Origin of the sequence: Actinospica durhamensis (assembly GCF_018139695.1) — a bacterium.
Classification (GTDB): Bacteria; Actinomycetota; Actinomycetes; order Streptomycetales; family Catenulisporaceae; genus Actinospica; species Actinospica durhamensis.
In genome coordinates this window covers 1-21,903 of the sequence record NZ_JAGSOG010000036.1, presented here as the reverse complement: position 1 = coordinate 21,903, position 21,903 = coordinate 1, and the positions used below count along the sequence as shown (strand labels likewise).

Annotated in this window: 21 protein-coding genes; 5 read left to right on the top strand and 16 right to left on the bottom strand. The window is 71.9% G+C overall.

Features of this window, described 5'->3' with window-relative positions; all coding sequences use genetic code 11:
- Positions 1–65: 65 nt before the first annotated feature.
- On the bottom strand, positions 66–872 hold the full coding sequence (locus KDL01_RS10300) for an MBL fold metallo-hydrolase (protein WP_212528175.1): 807 nt from the start codon (positions 870–872) through the stop codon (positions 66–68).
- A 74-nt stretch (positions 873–946) separates the two neighbouring features.
- On the opposite strand from KDL01_RS10300, the gene KDL01_RS10295 reads away from it, so the two are divergent.
- Positions 947–1,903 (top strand): GlxA family transcriptional regulator, encoded by a 957-nt coding sequence (locus KDL01_RS10295; RefSeq protein ID WP_212528174.1) that lies wholly within the window; start codon positions 947–949, stop codon positions 1,901–1,903.
- Between the two features lie 150 nt (positions 1,904–2,053).
- Positions 2,054–2,818: a VOC family protein gene (locus KDL01_RS10290; protein ID WP_212528173.1), complete on the top strand. Its 765-nt coding sequence runs from the start codon at positions 2,054–2,056 to the stop codon at positions 2,816–2,818.
- Positions 2,819–2,909: 91 nt separating this feature from the next.
- Here the strand turns inward: KDL01_RS10290 and KDL01_RS10285 are convergent, their stop codons facing one another.
- The 11 genes from KDL01_RS10285 to KDL01_RS10235 form a co-directional block, all read right to left on the bottom strand.
- A complete protein-coding gene (locus KDL01_RS10285) occupies positions 2,910–5,603 on the bottom strand; it encodes a DEAD/DEAH box helicase (protein WP_246576222.1) in 2,694 nt (897 codons plus the stop codon).
- A gap of 324 nt (positions 5,604–5,927) precedes the next feature.
- Positions 5,928–6,821, bottom strand: coding sequence for a twin-arginine translocase subunit TatC (gene tatC, locus KDL01_RS10280; protein WP_212528171.1), 894 nt, complete (start codon positions 6,819–6,821; stop codon positions 5,928–5,930).
- 1 nt (position 6,822) lies between these two features.
- A complete protein-coding gene (locus KDL01_RS10275; protein ID WP_212528170.1) occupies positions 6,823–7,047 on the bottom strand; it encodes a twin-arginine translocase TatA/TatE family subunit in 225 nt (74 codons plus the stop codon).
- Positions 7,048–7,151: 104 nt separating this feature from the next.
- Positions 7,152–7,355 (bottom strand): hypothetical protein, encoded by a 204-nt coding sequence (locus KDL01_RS10270; RefSeq protein WP_212528169.1) that lies wholly within the window; start codon positions 7,353–7,355, stop codon positions 7,152–7,154.
- 28 nt (positions 7,356–7,383) lie between these two features.
- Positions 7,384–8,661 (bottom strand): MBL fold metallo-hydrolase, encoded by a 1,278-nt coding sequence (locus KDL01_RS10265; protein WP_212528168.1) that lies wholly within the window; start codon positions 8,659–8,661, stop codon positions 7,384–7,386.
- Positions 8,662–8,721: 60 nt separating this feature from the next.
- Entirely contained in the window at positions 8,722–9,468 is a 747-nt protein-coding gene (locus KDL01_RS10260; RefSeq protein ID WP_212528167.1) for an HAD family hydrolase, read from the bottom strand.
- Positions 9,469–9,500: 32 nt separating this feature from the next.
- Positions 9,501–10,409: a carbohydrate ABC transporter permease gene (locus KDL01_RS10255; RefSeq protein ID WP_212528166.1), complete on the bottom strand. Its 909-nt coding sequence runs from the start codon at positions 10,407–10,409 to the stop codon at positions 9,501–9,503.
- Between the two features lie 2 nt (positions 10,410–10,411).
- The gene (locus tag KDL01_RS10250) at positions 10,412–11,758 is read right to left on the bottom strand and encodes an ABC transporter substrate-binding protein (RefSeq protein ID WP_212528165.1); all 1,347 of its coding nucleotides are present in this window, start codon (positions 11,756–11,758) and stop codon (positions 10,412–10,414) included.
- A 95-nt stretch (positions 11,759–11,853) separates the two neighbouring features.
- Positions 11,854–12,864 (bottom strand): carbohydrate ABC transporter permease, encoded by a 1,011-nt coding sequence (locus KDL01_RS45195; RefSeq protein ID WP_212528164.1) that lies wholly within the window; start codon positions 12,862–12,864, stop codon positions 11,854–11,856.
- Positions 12,865–13,109: 245 nt separating this feature from the next.
- Positions 13,110–14,081 carry a helix-turn-helix transcriptional regulator gene (locus tag KDL01_RS10240; RefSeq protein WP_212528163.1) on the bottom strand — a complete coding sequence of 324 codons (972 nt, stop codon included), beginning with the start codon at positions 14,079–14,081 and terminating at the stop codon, positions 13,110–13,112.
- Positions 14,078–15,133, bottom strand: coding sequence for a helix-turn-helix transcriptional regulator (locus KDL01_RS10235; RefSeq protein WP_212528162.1), 1,056 nt, complete (start codon positions 15,131–15,133; stop codon positions 14,078–14,080). Before KDL01_RS10235 ends, KDL01_RS10240 begins: the two co-directional genes overlap by 4 nt.
- A gap of 94 nt (positions 15,134–15,227) precedes the next feature.
- On the opposite strand from KDL01_RS10235, the gene KDL01_RS10230 reads away from it, so the two are divergent.
- Positions 15,228–16,403: a DUF3866 family protein gene (locus KDL01_RS10230; RefSeq protein WP_212528161.1), complete on the top strand. Its 1,176-nt coding sequence runs from the start codon at positions 15,228–15,230 to the stop codon at positions 16,401–16,403.
- 39 nt (positions 16,404–16,442) lie between these two features.
- Positions 16,443–16,823 (top strand): FKBP-type peptidyl-prolyl cis-trans isomerase, encoded by a 381-nt coding sequence (locus KDL01_RS10225; protein WP_212528160.1) that lies wholly within the window; start codon positions 16,443–16,445, stop codon positions 16,821–16,823.
- 122 nt (positions 16,824–16,945) lie between these two features.
- Here KDL01_RS10225 and KDL01_RS10220 read toward each other — a convergent pair whose 3' ends face one another.
- Positions 16,946–17,809: a hypothetical protein gene (locus KDL01_RS10220; RefSeq protein ID WP_212528159.1), complete on the bottom strand. Its 864-nt coding sequence runs from the start codon at positions 17,807–17,809 to the stop codon at positions 16,946–16,948.
- Between the two features lie 112 nt (positions 17,810–17,921).
- On the opposite strand from KDL01_RS10220, the gene KDL01_RS10215 reads away from it, so the two are divergent.
- Entirely contained in the window at positions 17,922–18,443 is a 522-nt protein-coding gene (locus KDL01_RS10215) for a GNAT family N-acetyltransferase (protein WP_246576220.1), read from the top strand.
- A 51-nt stretch (positions 18,444–18,494) separates the two neighbouring features.
- Here KDL01_RS10215 and KDL01_RS10210 read toward each other — a convergent pair whose 3' ends face one another.
- The 3 genes from KDL01_RS10210 to prcA are packed head-to-tail and all read right to left on the bottom strand — an operon-like array spanning position 18,495 to position 21,836.
- Positions 18,495–19,514, bottom strand: coding sequence for an FKBP-type peptidyl-prolyl cis-trans isomerase (locus tag KDL01_RS10210; RefSeq protein WP_212528157.1), 1,020 nt, complete (start codon positions 19,512–19,514; stop codon positions 18,495–18,497).
- Between the two features lie 27 nt (positions 19,515–19,541).
- The gene (gene pafA, locus KDL01_RS10205; RefSeq protein ID WP_212528156.1) at positions 19,542–20,903 is read right to left on the bottom strand and encodes a Pup--protein ligase; all 1,362 of its coding nucleotides are present in this window, start codon (positions 20,901–20,903) and stop codon (positions 19,542–19,544) included.
- A gap of 27 nt (positions 20,904–20,930) precedes the next feature.
- Entirely contained in the window at positions 20,931–21,836 is a 906-nt protein-coding gene (prcA, locus tag KDL01_RS10200) for a proteasome subunit alpha (RefSeq protein WP_212528155.1), read from the bottom strand.
- Positions 21,837–21,903: the final 67 nt, after the last annotated feature.

The window sequence follows — 21,903 nt, the reverse complement described above, 5'->3', positions numbered from 1 at the left end:
ACATGGTTCGGGCGGCGCCCATGCTGCTCCTTCCCGGGCGCCACCGCCAGTTCTTTTCCCGCAGCTCAGAGGACGTATTCCTGTCCGTGCCTGACCTCCGGGAGCAGGGCGCGGCGCCCCGCCTTGTCGAAGGCGGCTTCGACGGCGGCGTAATCATCGGAGAAATGCGCCCAGCTGTCGCAGTGCAACACGACGGCGCGTCGGCTCCCGAGGATGCGCGCGGCCTCGGCCGCCTCGGCCGAGTCCAGGGTGAGCGCGGCGCCGCCGAGCACCTCGGGCACCCGCGCCGCCCCGGCGAAGATCACCGCGGTGTCCACCGGCCCGAACCGTTCGGCGACCTGCTCGACCAGGGCGAGTGAGGCGTTGTCCCCGCTGACGTAGACGCTCGGCAGATCCGGGGCGTGCAGCAGGAATCCGAGCACCTGCCCGGTCACCGGCTCGCACCCGGCCGGGCCGTGCTGCGCGGGCAGCGCGGTGACCCGCAGCGTGCCGCCGTCCGGCCGGGCCAGCTCGTACGGCTCCCAGGGCGCGAGGCCCACCGCGGGCACGGCGGCGGCGCTGAGCCGGCCGGCCCCGGAGGTGGTGGTGAGCACCAGCGGGACCTCGGCCAGCAGGGCCCGGCCGGAGCGGTCGAGGTTGTCCGGGTGCTCGTCGTGCGAGAGCAGCACCGCGTCGATCCGGCCGAGCGCCTCGGGTCCGAGCACGGCGGGCTCGGTCTTGGTCAGGCTCGCCCCGGAGCGCGAGACGTAGTCGCCGGGCTCGTCGAAGGTGGGGTCGGTCAGCAGGCGCAGCCCGCCGACCTCGATCAGGGCGGTCGGGCCGCCGGTGGACAGCAGGCGGATCACAGGGCTCTGGTGCGTCGGGTTCGTCATGTCTTGATCCTGGCAGCGCGGCCCGGCCGGGGACAGTGGCGTGAAAGCCGACCATCGATGGGATACTGCCAAGCATGCGCCGTATCGCCCTGCTGGTCATGGACGGGGTCCGGATGTTCGACATCTCGGTCGTCGCCGAGGTCTTCCGCAACGACCGGATCCCGGGCGGGAGCGCGCCGTTCGACCTGCGCACCTGCGGCGTGGACCGGGAGCCGGTCGCGCTCGAGCACGGCGCGTCCATGGCCGCGCGCCAGACCCTGGCCTGGCTGCGCACCGCGGACCTCGTCATCGTGCCCGGAGTCACCTCGCCCACCGCGGCCTTCCCGCAGCCGGTCCTACGGGCCCTGCGATCCGCCCACCGGGCCGGCACCCCGGTCGCGGCCCTCTGCCTCGGGGCGTTCGTGCTGGCGCAGGCCGGGCTGCTGGACGGGCGGCGCGCCGTCACGCACTGGAACGCCGCCGAACTGCTGGCCCGGCGCCACCCGGAGGTCAAGGTCGACCCCACCGCGCTCTACGTCGAGGACGACGGGGTGTGGACCTCGGCGGGCGTGGCCGGCGGCATCGACCTGTGCCTGCACCTGGTGCGCGTCGGGCACGGCGCCGAGACGGCCGCGGCGATCGCCCGGGCCATGGTCGTCGCCCCGTTCCGCACCGGCGACCAGGCGCAGTTCGTGGACCGGCCCATCCCGGTGCGCGACGAGGGCGACGAGTTGCTCACGGCCGTGCGGACGCGGGCGCTGGCCGAACTCGAGCAGCCGCTGACGGTGCCTCGGCTCGCCGCCTGGGCGGGTCTGTCCGAGCGCACCTTCGCCCGCCGCTTCCTGGCCACCACCGGCACCACGCCGGCGCAGTGGCTCATCGCGCAGCGGGTGCTGCGGGCGCAGCGGCTGCTCGAGCAGACGGACCTGCCGATGGACCGGGTCGCGGCCGCCTCCGGCTTCGGCAGTCCGGTCACCCTGCGCCAGCACTTCGTGGAGCGGGTCGGTCTGGCTCCGCGCGACTACCGGCGCTCCTTCCGCCGGATCGGCTGAGACGGCTGCGACGCTCGAGACAGCTGTGACCGGACCCGGCACCGGGCGGCCCAACCTTCGATTTCGCCACGGGGCGCCGACTGGCGTGGGCCCGGGCGGACGGGTTAGGTGGGTTGAGGCCAACCAGTCGGTTTACGAGAGGCGTTTGCCATGAAGGTCACCGAGATCCTCCCCGGCTCCCCCTGTTGGACCCAGCTGAGCACGTCCGACGTGGACGCCGCCAAGAAGTTCTACGGCCAGCTCTTCGGCTGGGGTGCCGAGACCGATCCGCGGCCCGAGGCCGGCGGATACACCATGTTCATGCTCGACGAGAGCCCGGTCGGGGCCGTCGCGCCGCTGATGAACCCGCAGCAGCCGGTGCGCTGGATGCTCTCGTTCGACACCAAGGACATCGACGCCACCACCGCCGCGGCCAAGAAGGCGGGCGCGCAGGTGTGGATGGAGCCGATGGACGTGATGGACGTCGGCCGCTGGGCGCTGCTGAGCGACCCGACCGGCGCCGCGTTCAGCCTCTGGCAGAAGGGCTCCTTCGCCGGCTTCGGCAAGGTCGAGGAGCCGAACACCTTCGGCTGGATCGACCTGGCCACCCGGGACAAGGACGCCGCGGTGCGCTTCTACACCGAGGTGCTCGGCTGGGAGGCCACCGACGACGAGATGTACCCGCAGGTCGGGCTGGCCGGCAAGGAGTTCGGCGGCGTGATGGACATGGGAGAGATGTTCCCGGCCGACACGCTCTCGCACTGGAACCCGTACTTCCTGGTCTCCGACGTGGACGCGATCGCGGACAAGGCCAAGCAGCTCGGCGGCGGCGTCCTGCACGGCCCGGAGGACACCCCGATGGAGGGCGGCCCGCGCATCGCCCTGCTGCACGACGGCCAGAACGCGCCCTTCGGCGTCTTCTCGGTCAAGATGTAGCGGCGTAGCCGCGCCGCGGACGGACGCGGGGCCCGGATCCGAGTCGGATCCGGGCCCCGCGTCTGCGCGTACGCCGCATGCCGAGGCTCGGCTAGGTCATCGAGGTGTAGGCCACCACTCCGCGGCGGATCAGGTCCACCGCGCCGCGGGCCGACTCGCGCACGCCCGAGGACCGGTCCGAGGCGGCCGCGTCGGCGATCTGGCCGAGCAGGTCGATCAGCTGCTTGCACCAGCGCACGAAGTCGCCCGCGGGCAGGCCCACCTCGTCCAGCACGTCCTCGAGCCGGTGCCCGCTGGCCCAGCGGTAGGCCGCCCAGGCGAAGCCGGTGTCCGGCTCGCGCTGGAAGTCGAGGTCGTAGTCGCTCTCGATGGAGTGGGTGTCCAGCCAGATCCGCAGGGTGCGCTCGATCGCCTCCCTGGCCGGGCCCTTGGGCACCCGCGGCGGCGGCGCGTCGTCGCTCATCCGGGCCTCGTAGACCAGCAGCGAGGCGGCGCAGGCCAGGTCGGCCGGGCCGAGCCCGTCCCACACGCCCTCGCGCAGGCACTCGGCCGCGACCAGGTCGAGCTCGGAGTAGATCCGGGCCAGGCGCCTGCCGGCCTCGGTCACCCGCTCGCCGTCCAGATAGCCGAGCACCGTGAGCACCGAGCAGACCCGGTCGAAGGTGCGCGCGATCGAGTTGGTGCGGCTGCGCACCCGCCGCTCGAGCTGGTCGGTCTCCCGCTGCAGCCGCCAGTAGCGCTCGGCCCAGCGGGCGTGGTTCTCCCGGTCCTCGCAGCCGTGGCACGCGTGCCGGCGCAGGGCCGCGCGCAGCCGGCTGATCTCGGCGTCGTCCGCGGCCTCGGTCCTGGACCGGCGCGGCCGGGTGGCCTTGATGCCCTCGGCCCCGGCCTTGGTCCGCAGCGCCGAGGCCAGGTCCTTGCGCGACTGCGGGGACTTCGGGTTGAAGCTCTTCGGGATGCGCATCCAGCCGATCGGCTCCACCGGCACCGGGAAGTCGAGCATGGACAGCCGCGCCACCTGCCGTTCCGCCGTGAGCACGACCGGGCGCGGACCCTCCTTGCCGGTGTCCAGACCCGGGTCGAGCACCACCGCGAGCCCGGAGCGCCGCCCGGCCGGGACGGTGATGATGTCGCCGATCTTGAGCGCCTCGACCGCTCCGGCCGCCGCGGCCCGGCGGGACGCGGAGTTCTGCCGGGACAGCTCGGCCTCGCGGTCCGACAGCGCCCGGCGCAGCCCCGCGTACTCCTCGAAGTCGCCGAGGTGGCAGGTCATCGACTCCTTGTAGCCGTTCAGCGCCTCGGTGTTGCGGCGCAGCTGACGGGTCAGCCCCACCACCGCGCGGTCGGCCTGGAACTGCGCGAAGGAGCTCTCCAGCAGCGCCCGGGCCCGGGCCGTGCCGACCTGGCCGACCAGGTTGACCGCCATGTTGTAGGACGGCTTGAAGGAGGAGCGCAGCGGATAGGTGCGGGTCGAGGCCAGGCCGGCCAGTGCCCGCGGATCGAGCCCGGGGCGGTAGAGCACCACCGCGTGGCCCTCGATGTCGATCCCGCGCCGCCCGGCCCGGCCGGTGAGCTGGGTGTACTCCCCCGGGGTGACGTCGACGTGCGCCTCCCCGTTCCACTTCACCAGCGACTCGAGCACCACCGAGCGGGCCGGCATGTTGATGCCCAGGGCCAGCGTCTCGGTCGCGAACACGGCCTTGACCAGGCCCTGGACGAACAGCTCCTCGACGATCTCCTTGAACGTGGGCAGCATGCCGGCGTGGTGCGCCGCCACGCCGCGCTCGAGCCCGTCCAGGAAGTCGTGGTATCCCAGGACGTTGAGGTCCTCGCGGGGGATCTCGGTGGTGCGGGCGCTCACGTGCGCGCGCACCTTCAGCCGGTCCTCCTGGCTCAACAACCGGATGTTGGAGCGCAGGAACTGCTGGACCGCGCCCTCGCAACCGGCCCGGGAGAAGATGAAGGTGATGGCCGGCAGCAGGCCGTCGGAGTCGAGCCGGTCGACCACGTCCACCCGGCTCGGCGGCCCGGACCGGCCGCGCCCGACCCCGGCCGAGCGCCCGCGCCGTCCGCCGCCCGGGGCGAAGCGCTCCTCCTGCCGGCAGTAGCGCACCAGCTCCGGGTTGACCCGCGCGGCGTCCGGGGTCTCCGGGTCCACCCCGTTGTAGAGGTCGTAGATCTTGCCGCCGGCCAGTACGTGCTGCCAGAGCGGGACCGGCCGGTGCTCGGAGACGATGATCGTGGTGGACCCGCGCACGGTCTCGAGCCACTCGCCGAACTCCTCGGCGTTGGACACGGTGGCCGAGAGGGACACCAGCTGCACCGACTCGGGCAGGTGGATGATCACCTCCTCCCACACCGCGCCGCGGAAGCGGTCGGCGAGGTAGTGCACCTCGTCCATGACCACGAAGCCGAGGCCGTCGAGGGCGCTGGAGCCGGCGTAGAGCATGTTGCGCAGCACCTCGGTGGTCATCACCACCACCGGCGCGTCGCCGTTGATCGAGTTGTCCCCGGTGAGCAGGCCCACGTTGGCGGCGCCGTGCCGCTTGACCAGGTCGGCGTACTTCTGGTTCGACAGGGCCTTGATGGGCGTGGTGTAGAAGCACTTGCGTCCGCGCTCGAGCGCGAGGAAGACGGCGTACTCCCCGACGACGGTCTTGCCGGCGCCGGTGGGAGCCGCGACCAGCACCCCGTGGCCCTCGTCCAGTGCGGCACACCCCTGGACCTGGAATTCGTCGAGCCCGAACGGGTAAAGAGCGGAGAACTGCGGGAACGGCGAGGCCATGCACCTCATCCTAGGGCAAGGGTCCGACAGGGGGAGATCGATTTCCCGCTCGTCCGGCGGCCCGCGACCGGGCTGCGGGCCCTGATCCACCGCACCGCGTACCCGGTCCGCCACCCGCGCCCCGTCACCGTTCGACCGCACCGTGTTTGGTCCGGCGGCGTCGACGGCCGAGCCGGACGCCACCGGCTCTCAGTACATGCCCGTCCGCGTGCACGCTCACACCCGTACGGAGCAGCGGACACGCCGGGAAATCCGGCCGCTACCGGCGGCGACGGCCGGGGGCCGGATGCCGCCGCCGGTGGCGGCCGAGCGGTGGGGCAAGCGCTAGAGGATGTCCTCGAGGGACTCGGCCCGCTCGATCGGAGCCGGGGTCAGATCCAGGTCGGTGGCCTCATCCGGCGACAGGCCCGCGCCCGGCATGGCCGCACGGCGGCGGGCCCGGCGGCGGTCGTTGACCTCGGAGACGCCCACCGCGGCGAAGTAGAGCACGACCAGCGGCAGGGCCAGCGCGCTCATGCCGAACGGGTCGCCGGTGGGCACCGCGATCGCGCCGAAGACGAAGCAGGCCAGCACGACCACGCGCCAGTGCTTGCGCATCGCCTTGGAGCTGAGGATGCCGATGAAGTTGAACAGCACCAGCACCAGCGGCAGCACGAAGGAGACGCCGAAGACCGTCATCATCTGCAGGATGAAGGTCATGTACTGGCTGGCGTCGAGCATGGTGGAGGCGCCGGCGCCGTTCAGGAAGGTGAGCAGCACGTGCATGATCACCGGGAACAGCTCGTAGCAGACCGCCACGCCGGCCAGGAACAGCGGCACCGCCGTCAAGATGAACGCGAGGCTGTACTTCTTCTCCTTCTTGTACAGCCCCGGCGCGAGGAAGGCCCAGATCTGGTAGAGCCAGACCGGGCTGCCGAGCACCACGCCCACGTACATGGCGATCTTGAACGAGAGGTTCACCTGGGAGGTGGCGCCGCTGAAGACCAGCGCGCCGTCCGGGCACCGCGAGTTCTTCTGGCCCACTCCGCTCAGGCCCTGAATGTTACAGACCGGGCCCTCGAGGCTGTGCAGGATCTGGCCGCGGAAGATGAACCCGATGACCGCGCCGATCAGGACCGCGAGGGCGGCCTTCATCAGGCGGTTGCGCAGTTCCCGGATGTGCTCGACGAGCGGCATCCGCGTGGCGTCGTCCGCCGAGCGCCCAGCCTTGCCTGCCACTTTACGTGCCTGCCTGTCCGTCGCGTCGGGATACAACATCCTCGGGCCTGGCCTCGACCACGCGCCGCTTGGGCAGCGGCACGTCGTCACGCAGGGCCTGCGCCTCGGACTTGAGGATACGGCGCGCGCGGCCCAGATCCCGCATCGCCCCGGGCAGCCGCCGCCAGCCGAACAGCAGCAGGCCGACCACGACGATCAGGAAGAGAGACTCGGTACGCAGCAGCATCGGTTGCGCTTCCTCACTCGACTCGCGGCCACGGCTCCGCACGGCGGCCCGACCTGGTTCTCCACTTCCAGCGCTCTCACTTTCCCGGCGACCCGGAGTCTTTGTCAACGGTGACCGGGTGAAGATTGCGCCCCGAGCCGCTCGAGCGCCTCGGTCAGCGGAGCGGCGTGTTCGCCGAGCGACTTGGCGCTCGCGCCGAGTTGGCGGCTCAGGGCCATCCCCTCGCGCCAGACCCGGAAGGCGAAGCAGCCGATCGCGACCAGGGCCAGGAAGGCCAGGACCGAGAAGACGATCACCCAGAGCATCACGGTGGACGAGCCTACCGCCTCGGACCCGTCACAGTGCTCTTCCGGCGAAGTCGTAGGCCCGCGCGTAGTCCACCACCAGTCGCGCGGTGCTTCCGGTCGGGTGCACCCGGTAAGGGCTGAACGTGTGAATCGGGATCAGCACCTTGGGATTGATGGTGCGCACGAACTCGTGCAGGTCGTCCTGGTAGGCGTGCCCGGAGCAGCCGATGCGGCGCAGCGGCACGCCCAGCCTGGCCAGCCAGTCCACGAACAGCTGCCAGCGCGGCTCGAACGGCCCGAGCGGCTCGCCGTTGGCGTGCACGAAGGCGCTGCCCGGGCCGAAGGGCAGGTCCAGCATCCCGGGCAGGTCGTCCGCGTCGAGTTGCACCACGTACGCCCCGGGCGCGGCGTGGATCTCGGCGAGCCCGACCTCGGCGAACGAGACGACGTCCGCGAACCCGGCCTCGGTCAGGAAGGCCGCGATCCGCTCGGGCCACACGATCCGGCGCCCGGCCGCGGCGGCGAGCCCGGTGAAGGCGCGCACCCGGTCGAAGTCGCGCGGGTAGAGCGAGAGCATCACCAGGTCCGGGTTGCCGGCCAGCTCGGCCTCGAACATGGCGTTCACGTCGGCCTCGGTGCGCAGCGGGTGGTACTCCTCCCAGCTGAGCGTCGTGCCCTCGGTGACCAGCACGTCGGCACCGGCGACCGCCTCGGCGAAGCCCCAGGAGCGCTCCGGGTGGTAGCCGTGGAAGCGGAAGTCGCCGGTGAACGCCAGCACCCCGTCGCTCGTGACGACGCGGTAGCCGCTGGCCCCGGGCACGTCGTGGTCCACGTCGAAGCGCTCGATCGTCATCGGGCCCACCCGCACCGGCTCGCCGAGCCCGACCGGCCGCCAGCCGCTCGCGCCGTCGAACACCCGCGGCCCGGGCAGCCCCTCGTCCGCCCGCTCCAGCGCGCCCAGCAGCGCGACCGTCGCGGCCGAGGCGTGCACCGCCACCTCCGGCCGCACGAAGCCGACCAGGCCGACGTGGTCGATGTGCGGGTGCGTGACGAACAGCGCGGTCGGCTCGGCCGACTCGCCGAGCGCGTCGCCCGGCGCCAGCGCGGCCGGGTCGAACAGGCCCGGGATCGCCGGGGCCGCGCCCACCCGCAGCCGGTCGGCCAGCTCCCGGCCCCGGCGCGGCGCGGCCGGGGCGCGGAACAGGTCGCCGTCCTTCGGAATGTCCAGGCCCAGATCCAGCAGGACGCGGTGCCCCCCGTCCCTGATCAGTACCTTGCTGGAGCCGATGACACCGACTCCGCCCCAGAACTCGACGCTCGCCGACACTGCGTTACTTCCTTCACTCGCTTGCTCGTGGACCGGTCACCCGCAACGCACCCGGCCGAATCAGCCCGACGGACGGGCGGTGGACTCGGGATCGGCGGCCCAGGCGTGGATCACGGGCAACAGCCGCTCGGCGACGGGGGCAGTGGCCGTCGCGGGGCCGTCGGCTCGGCCGAACCGATCAATGTATCCCGTCGCCGCACCGATCTCAACCGCCGGGGCGATCTCGTTGCGGTAGTGGTCGCCCAGGGAGAAGGCGCGCCAGGGTTCGACGTCCGCGTACCCGCCGAGCTCGCGCCGCAGCAGGGCCCGCATACCGGCCGGCTTGCCCGCGTCCGCGACCACCGCGTCGAAGGCCCCTGCCACGCCGAGCCGGCCGAGCAGCGGGCCGAGCCCGGGGTGCGGGCTGTTGGTGGCCAGCACGACGCGGGCGGCGCCGCGCAGCTCGGCCAGGGTCTCGAGCAGCGGGGTGACGACCTCGATCTCACAGGCCGGGTCGAGCATGTCCTGCCGGGCCCCGGCGAACGCCGCGGCCACCGCGTCCGGCGCCACGCCGAAGACCTCCTCGGCCAGCGCCGCCGCAGCGCCCCAGTGGTCCACCGACGCCCGCAGCGCGGCCGCGGCGGCGGGGTCGGCGAGGTCCTCGGCCGCGGCGACGCCCTCGGCGAGATAGCACGCGAACAGGGCCAGGTAGCGTTCGGCCGCTTCGGGCGGCAGGGTCGCGGCGATCCGGGCGGCGTAGGCGCGTACCGGTCCGTCACCGCGGTAGACGGTGCCGTCGAAGTCGACGACGAGCAGCAGAGTATTCATCTGGGGTGTGCACGTTTCCTAGGGTTCGGCCGCTATTTCACGGAGCCCGCGGCGGTCATCGCGCCGCGGATGAACTGCCGTTGCAACAGCAGGAACACCAGCATGATGGGAAGGGTGGTGAAGCACACGGCGGCGCTCATCGCGGACCAGTCCGTGCCGTTGTCGGTGGTGAACGAGGCCAGGCCCACCTCGATCGGCTGCTTGCTCGGGTCGGTGACCATGACCTGCGGCCACAGGAAGGAGTTCCAGGAGGCCACGAAGACGTTGATGCCGATCAGCAGCAGCGCCGGGCGCACCGCGGGAACGCCGATGTGCCACAGGATACGCAGCCGTCCGGCCCCGTCCACCGCGGCCGCATCCATGATCTCCTGAGGCATCGTCAGGAAGAACTGGCGCACCAGGAAGATGCCGAAGACGCTGGAGCCGAACGGCAGGATCTGGACCCAGTAGGTGTTGAGCAGGTGCAGCTCGTTCGCGATGACGAAGTCCGGCACGATCAGCGTGACCGTCGGCACCATCAGCACCGACAGGATCAGCCCCATCAGCACCTTCTTGCCGCGGAAGCGCAGCACGCCGAAGGCGAACCCGGCCAGCACCGAGGTGACCAGGCACAGCGCCACCGTGCAGGCCGCGACGAAGACCGTGTTGGCGAAGTAGCGCGGCCAGGTGTCCAGGTCCCAGGCGCGGGAGTAGTTCGCCCAGTGCCACTGCGGCACCAGGTTCAGCGGCCAGCTGGAGATCGTCGTGCCCGGCTGCACCGAGATGACGAACACCCAGTAGAACGGCACCAGGAACGCCGCCGCGAGCAGCAGCGCGACCAGGCGGCGGGTCCAGGTCCAGCCGCGCCAGGCCCCGACGGGTCCGCCGGAGCCGCGACGCGGCGCGCCGCCCCGGAGCTTGTGGCCCCGGGACGACGCGCGCGAGGTGAGCGGGAGGGTCATCCTCAGCTCTCTGCGCTCTTCTTGGAGGCGCAGTCACTCTGCGCGGTCTGCAGGGCGGAGGCGGCGTCGGAGCCGCTCAGCGCCGAGGAGACGGCGGTCTCGAGGTCGGTCTGGCAGTCGGTGGCCCAGCCGAACGGCGGGTCGACGAAGGCCGTGTTCAGGTTGCCGATGGTCTGCTGGATCCACGGGTTCGCGGACAGGTAGCTCGCGTCCATGTCGGTCAGCGCCTGCGAGGTCACCGGGTAGTAGCCGATGCCCTCGGACCAGGTGGCCTGCACCGAGGCGCTGGCCAGGTACTGCAGCAGCTCCCAGGCGGCGGCGCGCTGCTGGGTGGTCGCGCTGGTGTAGACGACCAGGTTGGCCCCGGCCATCATCGAGTCGCCCGGCAGCGCGGCGAACTCGAGGGTGTCGCCCTTGGGCGTCTCCTCGTAGGTGACGCCGGCCGAGGAGGTGATGTCCTCGGCGCCGGTGCCGCCGGTCAGCGCGTCCTCGCCGGGGTAGAGGTCGGTGGTCGAGCCGCCGACCGCGATCGCGCCCTTGGACTTCTCGGTCTGCAGGAACTTCAGCGCCTTGACCGCGGCGGCCGAGGTGAACTGCGGGGTGCCGTCGGCGGCGTAGAGCTGCTGGCCGTCGGTCGCCGCGATCTCCTCGAACAGCGTCTCGCCGCTGCCCTGCGGGTAGACGGTGATGCCGGCGTACTTGGCGTTGGCCGCCTTCTCCTTGGCGGTCACCGCCTCGAGGTCGGTGGCCCACTGGTCCCAGGTGGTCGGGGCCGCGGTGATGCCGGCCGCGGTGAACTGGGTCTGGTTGATCGCCTGCAGCTGCAGCGACTTGCCCAGCGGCCACATCCAGATATCGCCGTCGGACAGCTTCAGGTCGTTCTGCACCCCGGTGTAGAAGGTGGAGTACTCGGACGGGCTGTTGGTGCCGGCCAGGTCCTTGATCGGCACGATCTTCTGCGCGGCCGACCAGGTCTGCGCGTAGCTCTCGTAGGCCATCCCGATGGTCGGCGTGTTGCCGGCGGTGACCTCGGCGTTCTCCTTCTCGAACAGCGCGGAGTAGTTCGAGGAGGCCTGGAGCTGGACGGTGATGTACGGGTTCGCCTTCTCGAACGCGTCGACCACCTTGGTGAGCGTGGCCAGCTGGGACTTGCTGCCGTACACCTCCTGGAAGGTGATGGTGACCGGCCCGGTCACGGTCGAGAGCGGGGTGCTCGAGACGGTCGAGGCCACGGTGGAGGTGGATCCTCCGCCGGCGCAGGCGGACACCGCCAGGCCGAACGCCGTGATGAGGGCAGCCCCGGCGACCCGGCGCGGCCGGGCTCCGTCGATGGTGGCTCTGATTCGCATGGTGGGCGCGTTCTCCTTCTGAGAGATCGAGGGTTCAGGTGCCGTCGCCCCGTTGCGGACGGCGATACTGCGCGCAGGGTGGAGCCGGCGGCGGATCACGAGGCGACCGCACCGCCCCCGACGGATGTGCGCCGTCGGACGAGTGAGAAGAGCACCGTGATGGCGAACAGCACCGTCGCGGCGGCCGCGGCGTAGCCCAGGGTGGGCGACTGGCCGTCGGCGTTGAGGAAGATCAGCAGGCTGAGCGTGACGGTGGAGTTCCCGGCCCCGCGCAGCTCGTAGAACTGGGTGAAGGCCTGCAGCGAGCCGATCGTGGTGATCAGCACCACGAAGGTGGTCACCGGCCGCAGCTGGGGCCAGGTGATGTACCAGAACTCCCGCCACGGCCCGCACCCGTCCACCCGCGCGGCCTCCCCGTACTCGTCCGAGATGACCGCGAGCCCGCCGATGAACACGAGGGTGATGAAGCCGACCTCGTGCCAGAGGCTGTAGACGATCACGGCGGGCATGGACGAGCCCGGGCTGTAGAGCCACTGCGAGGTGGGCAGGTGCAGCTTGTCCAGGCCGTAGTTGAGCAGCCCGAACCGCGGGTCGAAGATCATGCCCCAGACCAGCGAGCTCGCGATCAGCGGGGTGGCGTGCGGCAGGTAGAACCCCAGCCGGGACAGTGCGAGCAGCCGCCCGCCGCGCTGCACCAGCAGCGCGAAGCCCAGCGCGATCGCGGTGCCGCCGAGGACCATGCCCACGGTGAAGTAGAGCGAGTGCCCGAAGGCGTCGAGGAACGAGGGGTCGCCCTGCTGGAACAGCTGCCGGTAGTTGGCCAGCCCCACGTACTTCGACAGGGAGATGTCGAACTCGTTCCAGTGCCAGAGCGAGATGTAGAACGTGTAGAAGGTCGGGAAGATCGTCCAGACCCCGAACACCAGCAGCGCCGGCAGCACGAACAGATACCCCCACGCCGTGGCGCGGAAGTCCCGCCGGTCCCGCGGCCCGGCCCCGGCGGGGATCCGGCCGGTCCGCCGGCCCAGGCGCGGGCCGGTGCGCGGGCGGACGGGCGAGGGCTGGTTCTGGGATACCCCGGCGGCCGGGGCGAGACTCTCTGGCACACCTGAAGTGAAGCCAGCGAAAGTGACGCGCCTGCGAACAGCTGACGAACAGTCAGCAAACTACCTTGAATTCTTCGGCGCGACCTGAAATCCTGTAATATTCGGCACCCTGTAGTCAAGTAGAGCCGCAGGGAGCCGACCTGAGGCATATCGCCCCAGGTCGGAGGCGGTTCTGGGGCGCGCTCGTGGGGTTCGGGCCCGCGCGTGGCGCGGCTCGGCCCGCAGCGTCCGTCAGGCCGGGAGGCTCAGCCCGCCTGGCTGCCGTAGCCCGCCAGCGCCGCCGACGCGGTGTCCCGCACCGCCGCCGCGAACTCGCCGGGACCCAGCACCCGCGCGCTCTCGCCGAGCCGCAGCACGAGCCGCCTTATCCGGTCCTGGTCCGGCGCCCGCAGCGCCACCCGCAGCCCGCCCCCGGGCAGCTCGCTCACGGACTCGCACGGGTAGTACTCCGGCACCCAGCGCGCGCCCGGGGCGAGTTCGAGCTCGATCAACGGGTCCTGCGCGTCCACCCGCAGCGCCGAGTGCTCCACCTCCGGCGCGTTCTTCACGTGCTCGGGCACCGCAGCCGGCTCCTCGAGCACCTCGATCCCGACCACCCGGTCCAGCCGGAACATCCGCCGGTCCCGCGAGCCGCGGCACCAGGCGTCCAGGTACGCGCGGCCGGAGAGCATCGAGATCCGGATCGGGTCCACGGTCCGCTCGGTCACCTCGTCGCGCGAGGGCACGTAGTAGCCGAGCCGCAGCGCCCGGCCGGAGGTCTGGGCCCGGGTCGCCGCCTCGAGCACCACATCGCGCGCCTCGAACGCCACCGAGAGCCGCTCGGCCGTGTCCGCGGCCGACTGCCCCACCGCGGCCTCCAGCTTCGCCAGCACCCGCTCGAGCGAGTCCCGGTCGGCCAGCCCCGGCACCTGCGCCATCGCCCGCAGCGCCACCAGCAGCGCCACCGCCTCGCGGGTGGAGAGCCGCAGCGGCCGGGTGATCTGCTCGGCCGCGTTGTCCAGGTGGATCGCGCCGCCCTCGCCCACGTGCGGCTCCATCAGGTCGTCGGCGAACCCGCCGGGCGTCCCGCAGAACCACAGCACATTGAGATCCTTGGCGATCTGGCGCTGGCTCACCCCGAACTCGTCCGCGACCTCGGCCACGGTGACCCCGGGGTGGCTGCGCAGATAGGGCACCAGGTTCAGCAACCGCTCGACCTGCTCCACCGCCGTGCTCATGACGCCGTCTCCCATTCCGCCCGCAAGTCCACCTCGTCCACGCCGTCCACCCCGTCCGCGCCGCCCGCCTCGCCGAGCCGCTGGCCCGGCACGGCCCCGCGCCCGGCCAGCGCCCGCAGATTGCGGATCACCGCGTCGCGCAGCCGCGGCGGGTCGAGTACCACCACGTCCGCGCCGAACTCCGCCACGTACCCCTCGAACCCGTCCCGGTAGGTCAGCACCAGCACGTCCCAGCCCTCGCCGTCCGGCTCGATCGCGCTCGCGGCGCGGCGCAGCGGGAAGCAGGTGCCCGAGCGGACCCGGAGCGTGGCCGTGCCGAGGTCGGCCTCCGGCCGCAGGGCGAAGGCGGCCACCCGGGAGCGCACGTCGACCTGGTCGGGCAGCGGGTGGCTGGGCGCGCGGCCGGTCAGCAGCACCGGGCCGGCGATCCGGTCGAGCCGGAAGATCCGCTCGTCGGACCGGCCGAGGTCGTATCCGGCCAGGTACCAGCGGCCGCGCCAGGAGTCGATCGTCCACGGCTCGACCTCGCGCGAGCGCACCTCGCCGTCTCCGCGGCGGTAGGAGAAGCGCACCACCTGCCGCTCGTAGACGGCCTCGAGCAGCGGCTCGAACGCGGGGGCCTCGGCCCGCACCCGCGGCTCGATGCCGACCGGCGAGACCGGCCCGACCTCCACCCCGGCGGCCTTGAGCTTGAGCAGCGCCGAGGACGCGGCCTGGGCCAGCGTCGCCTGCTGCCAGAACCGCACCGCCGCCCCGAGCGCCTGCGCCTCGTCCGTCGCGAGGGCGAGTTCCGGCAGCGCGTACTCGCCGGGCGCGATCCGGTATCCCACCTCGTCGTCGAAGTAGGCGTCGGTGGTGCCCACCTCGAGCGGGACCCCGAGTTCGCGCAGCTCCTCCTTGTCCCGCTCGAACATCCGCTCGAAGGCCTCGTCCGTGGGACAGTTGCGATAGGGCTCGAGCACGCGCCGCAGCCGTTCCTTCGGAACGAAGGTCCGGCTCGCGAGCAGGCAGATCACCAGGTTGACCAGGCGTTCCGACTTCGTCGCCGCCATGAGTGCCGCCTTCCCTCCGCTCCCGGCATGTGCGCGTCCGACGCTACCCGTTTCCGGGCGGGTTTCGCACGGACTTCCGATACCGTGGTGCCCCGTGGTCGGCTGGCTCGAAGGCACCGTGACCGCACTCGGCCGGACGTGGCCGGGAGCGCGGGAGTTGACCGTGCGCTGCGCCGGCGACGGCCGCGACGGTGGTATCGGTGGAGGGCACGAGGCCGTGGTGCGCCCGGAGCCCGCCGACGGTGTCGATCGCCGCGCCCTAGCCTACCCCGAGTTGGTGGGAGATCCGCAGGTCGGAGACCGCGTCCTGCTCAACGTCAACGCGCAGGCCCTGGGCCTGGGCACCGGCGGATACGCCCTGGTCGTGGCGATCCCCGACCGCCTGCCCGGCGCCGCCGCCGGTCCCGGCGCCACCGCGGCCTCCGCCGCCGCCGACCCGTCGCCCCCCGGCCACATGGTCAAGGCCCGCTACACCCCGCTGCAGACCGTCGTGCTGGGCGTGGACGAGCAGGACTCCCCGCACCACGAGCTCCTGCGCGACGCCGACGACCTGGCCGGCCTGCCCGTGGTCACCGCCGACCTGCACTCCGCCCTGCCCGCCGTCTGCGCCGCCGTGCTGCACGACCGCCCCGGCACCCGGATCGCGTACGTGATGACCGACGGCGGCGCGCTCCCGCTGTGGTTCTCCCGCACCGTCGCCGGCCTGCGCGCGGCGGGCTGGCTGTGCGGCTCGGTCACCGTCGGCCAGGCCTTCGGCGGCGACCTCGAGGCCGTCACCCTGCACACCGGCCTGCTCGCCGCCCGGCACGTGCTCGGCGCGCAGATCGCAGTCGTCTGCCAGGGCCCGGGCAACCTCGGCACCGGCACGAAATGGGGCTTCACCGGCGTGGCCTGCGGCGAGGCGGTCAACGCGGTCGCCGCGCTGAACGGACGGCCCTTCGGCGTGCTGCGGGTCTCCGAGGCCGACTCGCGCGAGCGTCATCGGGGCCTGAGCCACCACAGCCTGACCGCGTACGGCAGGGTCGCGCTGGCCCCGGCCGACCTCGCCCTCCCGGATGAATCGGGGGCGTTCTGGGACGGCGTGCGCGCCCAGGCCGAGGCGCTGACGCCCCGTCACCGGCTGCGCGCGGTGCCCGCCGAAGGGCTGGACGCGGCGCTGGCGGCCAGCCCCGTCGCGCTCTCGACCATGGGCCGCGACAGAGATCAGGATCGCGCCAACTTCCTCGCCGCCGCCTGCGCCGGTCGCTTGGCCGCCGCCGCGACCCGCTAGGCTGAGCCGGTCACCGGATAACGAGAGGATTACGGACGCATGGCTAAGCTTGAGAAGCCCGAAGTCGACTTCCCCGAGGGCGCTCCCCCCAAGGACCTCGAGATCGTCGACATCTGGGAGGGCCAGGGCGACGAGGCCAAGCCCGGCCACCAGGTCACCGTCCACTACGTGGGCGTGGCCTTCTCCACCGGCGAGGAGTTCGACGCCTCCTGGAACCGCGGCGAGGCGGGCTTCCAGTTCCCCCTCGGCGCCGGACGGGTCATCAAGGGCTGGGACCAGGGCGTCGCGGGCATGAAGATCGGCGGCCGCCGTCGCCTGACCATCCCCGCGCACCTCGCCTACGGCAACCAGAGCCCCACCCCGGCCATCAAGCCGGGCGAGACGCTCATCTTCGTGGTGGACCTGCTCGGCGTGAAGTGACCCGCCGCCGACCCGTCGCCCCGCGACTCGTCGCCCCGGCCCGGCCCCGACGCGCTCACCGCGCGCGGGCCCGGGCCGGTGGTTTCGGGGCGAGCAGCGCAGGCCGGCTGCCCGACAGGGGTTCAGGCTCGCGGCAGGGTCAGCCGTCGGCAGCCTCCCCAGGGCTCTTCGTCCTCCGGAACGTCGGCCAGAGGACGCACCACGCATCGGTGGCGGAGCAGGTCGCGGCGCTCTGACGGGGTCAGCCGGGCGTCACCGAATTCGGTCTCTTCATCGATGTCCGCATCCGCGTCGACATTGAACTGATAAGCATCGGCCGTCAGGTAGTCACGGCGGAAGTCGGTCTTCCACTGCGAGTTGGTGCCCCATCCGAGAGACATGTCGTAGGTGGGTCGATAACGACGCAGGAAGACCTCGTTCAGCGTCGATCGGTCCGCGAGGCCGGCCACCGCGTGCTGCTCACCGGCCCGGACGCGGACTCCGGCGCGGCTGAACAGCAATTCGCCGAGCATCAGGCAGGGCCACGACTCCTGCGCCACCTCGATCGGCGCGGCGGGGTCTTCGCTCTGCTCGACGGCCGCGATCTCATGAAAGAACGGGTCGAACCGCGCGACCTCTTCGCGCCGCATTCCCAACGCGGCGAAGAAACTCACGTATTCGTCCTCGGCGATCCTCGGCTCGCGCCCGCTCTCGGGCAGATGCAGTTCGTGCGCCCAGGGCTTCTCGATCTCGGACGGCAGCGGGCTCTGGAAGCCCAGGAGCAGCAGATCACTGACGCGGCAGAGCGCGTAGGCCTGCTCGAGCAGGTCTCCCCATACGTACTCCACACGCCGCCAACCTCCGTGGACGGCCAGCGGGGCGAGCAACTCGGCCACCGCGGCGGCGTGCCCGTCGGCCCACGGCGCGAGGACGTCGCGATGCGCCGCAGGGCCCGTATATGTGCGCAGGGCGTAGTACAGCTCGCGGATGGAGGTCGTCGTGGTCACGACGCGACAGCCTACGGTCCGGCGCCTGGGCACTCCCATCGAATTCGTGGTGCCCCACGGTAGGCGGGAATCCGGTGGCGCGGGAGCGGGTGAACGTTCGAGGATGGCCGCCATGACCGTTCAGCAGGTGACCTTGAGGACGATGACGCCCGCGGAGTATCTCGCCGCGACCGAACACCGCGAGGCCGAGTCGGTGCGGGTGCTCAGTAGGCTGATGCCGGCCGAGCTGGCGCGGGAGCGGGTCGCGCGGGGGACGGCTCGCTTTCTGCCGGACGGGCTCGACACGGCCGGGCATCACCTGCTGACGGCGCGGAACGACGCGGGCGAGGCGGTGGGCAATGCCTGGGTCGGGCCGGATCCGGCTCAGGCCGGGAACGCCCGAGCCGCGTGGCTCTACGACATCAACGTGTTCGAGGCGTTCCAGCGCCGCGGGTACGGCACGGCCGTCCTCGCCGCGGTGGAGGCGCACATCGCGCGCGAGGGCATGACGGGGCTCGGGCTGAACGTGGTCGGGGACAACGAGGCGGCGATCGCCCTCTACCGCCGCAGCGGGTACGACGTGACGTCGATGTCCATGCGCAAGGACGTCTCGGCTGCGGGCGGCTCGGAAATCGCTGTGGCTCCGGCCGAATAGCGCGTCGCACATCGCACGTCGTACGACTTCGAGCTACGGCACCCCCTGCCGTCAGCTCAGCGCGTCCACCACGTCCACCACGAACACGAGGGTGTCGCCGCCGTGGATGCCCACGGAGGGGACGCCCTTGCTGCCGTAGGCGTCGGCGGCGGGGATGACGAGCAGGACGCGGTCGCCGACGCGGTCGCCGACGAGGCCCTTGTTCCAGCCGGAGATGACGGTGTCGCTGCCGAAGACGAAGCTGGCGATCCCCCGGCCGAACGAGGAGTCGAACTGCTTGCCGGTGTTCCAGTCGACGCCGGTGTACTGCACCATCAGGCGCTGGCCGGCGGTGACCGGGGCGCCGCTGCCGTGGATCAGCACCGTGCTCTGCAGCGTGGTGGGCGCGGACCCCGCCGGGAGCCGGATGTGGACGCCGCCGGTGCCCGGGTTTCCGGCCACCACCGGCGCATCGGCGGCGCGCTGGTCCGGCTGGGTGCCGGTGATGTCGGCGTTCTTCGGGTAGCCGCCGACGACGTCGAGTACGTACACGAGGTCGTCGGTGCCCTTGATGCCGTAGGCGGTCGCGCCGCCGGTGCCGAAGGCGCCGGCGGGCGGGGTGACGATCTCGACCCGGCTGCCCACCTGCACGCCCTGCAGCGCCTGGTTCCAGGAGCCGAGCGCGGCGTCGGATCCGAGCACGAACTCCTGGGTCTTGTCCGGGCTGCCGTTCGCGCCGTAGGTGCTGCCGACGAGCTTCGCGCCGGTCCAGTTCATCAGCGTGTAGTCGACCACGACGGCGTCGCCGTCGGCGAGGGGCTGGCCGTTGCCGCGCACCAGGACGCCGGACTCCACCCGGGTCGGCGGGGGCTGATTCGTCGGGATGGCGATGACCGCCTGCTCCCCCACCGCGCCGGAGACCGTCGGCAGGCCGCTGATCGAGCCGGAGCCCGAGCCGTCGCTTCCGCCGCCGCAGCCCGCCGTGGCCAGGGCCAACGCCGTCACCGCGGCCATCGCCGCCGCGGGCACCAGGGCCCGGCGGCGTGAGGGTCGGTGACGGCGGCGGCGAACACTCACTCCGAGTAGCAGCACGCGCACAGACTACCCGGCCGCGCGCGCCTACATGGACGCGATGAGCTTATCCACCCTTTCGTCCACGGCGCGGAACGGATCCTTGCACAGCACGGTGCGCTGGGCCTGGTCGTTGAGCTTCAGGTGCACCCAGTCCACGGTGAAGTCGCGCCGCTGCTCCTGTGCCCGCTTGATGAACTCCCCGCGCAGCCGGGCCCTGGTGTTCTGCGGCGGCACCGACTTGGCCCGGAAGATGTCCAGGTCGCGTGCGGTGCGGTCGACCAGGCCGCGGCGCTCGAGCAGGTAGTACAGGCCGCGCTTGCGGCTGATGTCGTGGTAGGCGAGGTCGAGCTGCGCGATCCGCGGGTGCGCTATCGGCAGGTCGTACTTCTCCTGGTAGCGCTGGATCAGGCGGTACTTGATCGCCCAGTCGATCTCCCGCTCCATCTTCGCCAGGTCCTGCTGCTCGATCGCGTCGAGGGTGCGCTCCCACAGGTCGAGCACCCGGGCGACGGTGCCGGTCCGCAGGTCCCTGCGATCGGCGAAGTCCGCCGCCTTGGCCAGGTACTCGCGCTGGATCTCCAGCGCGGTGGCCTCGCGGCCGTTGGCCAGGCGCAGCTTCTTGCGGCCGGTCAGGTCGTGGCTGACCTCGCGGATGGCCCGGATCGGGTTCTCCAGGGTCAGGTCCCGCATCACCAGGCCGACCTCGACCATCCGCAGCACCAGGTCGGTCGCGCCGACCTTGAGCAGCATGGTGGTCTCGCTCATGTTGGAGTCGCCCACGATCACGTGCAGGCGGCGGTAGCGCTCGGCGTCGGCGTGCGGCTCGTCCCGGGTGTTGATGATGGGGCGCGAGCGGGTGGTGGCGGAGGAGACGCCCTCCCAGATGTGCTCGGCCCGCTGGCTCACGCAGTAGACCGCGCCGCGCGGGGTCGGCAGCACCTTGCCCGCGCCGCAGATCAGCTGACGGGTGACCAGGAACGGGATGAGCACGTCGGCCAGCCGGGAGAACTCCCCGTGCCGGGTGACGAGGTAGTTCTCGTGGCAGCCGTAGGAGTTGCCGGCCGAGTCGGTGTTGTTCTTGAACAGGTAGACGTCTCCGGCGATGCCCTCCTCGTGCAGGCGGCGCTCGGCGTCGTGCAGCAGGCCTTCGAGGATGCGCTCGCCGGCCTTGTCGTGCACGACGAGTTCCTCGATCGAGTCGCACTCCGGAGTGGCGTACTCCGGGTGCGAGCCGACGTCCAGGTAGAGCCGGGCGCCGTTGCGCAGGAAGACGTTCGAGGAGCGCCCCCAGGAGACCACCCGCCGGAACAGGTAGCGCGCGACCTCGTCCGGGCTCAGCCGACGCTGGCCGCGGAAGGTGCAGGTGACGCCGTATTCGTTCTCGAGTCCGAAGATCCTACGGTCCATCAGGCCCCTCCTGGGGGGTAGATGACGCTAGTTGTCGCCGTTGTCCTCGCCGCGCCCGGAGTCCTCGTCGAGGGCCTCGTCGATCAGTGCATTGGTGTCGAGCCCGGAGTCCTCGTCGCCGTCCGCTGCGGTGGCCGCGGCCGGGGCCGCGGTGTCCGTGCCCGGCTCCTCCCGCTCGGCCGCCGAGGCGCCGGCGGACTCGCCGTTCTCGACCAGCGCGGCGGCGTCCGCGCCCGGGGCGTCCTGGAGCAGTGCGGCCAACTGCGCGCCGAGCAGGCGGCGGAACTTGCGCGGCTGCTTGCGGTTGCGGTCCAGCACGGCGACCTCGAGCTGAGCCGGGCTCAGCTCGCGCGTCTCGGTGCCGTCGCGGCCGAGCGCCGCCACCGCGATCCGCAGCGCCTCGCCGAGGCCCGGGGTCTCCTGGTAGGTCTCGGTCAGCACGGCCGAGACCGCCTCGGCCGCACCGCCGATGACGACGAAGCCGTGCGAGTCCACGACCGAGCCGTCGTACGGGATCCGGTAGATCTGGTCCTGCTCGGGACGGTCGCCCACCTCGGCGATCACCAGTTCGGCCTCGTACGGCTTGGCGCCGGACTCGGAGAAGATGTTGCCCAGCAACTGGGCGTAGGCGTTGGCCAGGCCCAGGGCCGTGACGTCGCGCCGGTCGTAGAGGTAGCCGCGGCTGTCGGCCAGGCGCACGCCGGCCTGGCGCAGGTTCTCGAACTCGTTGTACTTGCCGGCGGCGGCGAATCCGATCCGGTCGTAGATCTCGCTCACCTTGTGCAGTACCCGGGAGCGGTTCTCCGCGACGAACAGGATGCCCCCGTCGTAGTGCAGCACCGCCGCGGAGCCACCGCGCGCGATGTTCTTGCGCACGAAGTCCGCCCGATCCTTCATCAGCTGTTCGGGCGAGACGTAGAACGGCGTCGTCACGTTACCTGGTCCTCGTCAGTCGTCTGTCGTCGTCGGGGGTCGGGTGGGGCGGCGGCCACGTCAGCGC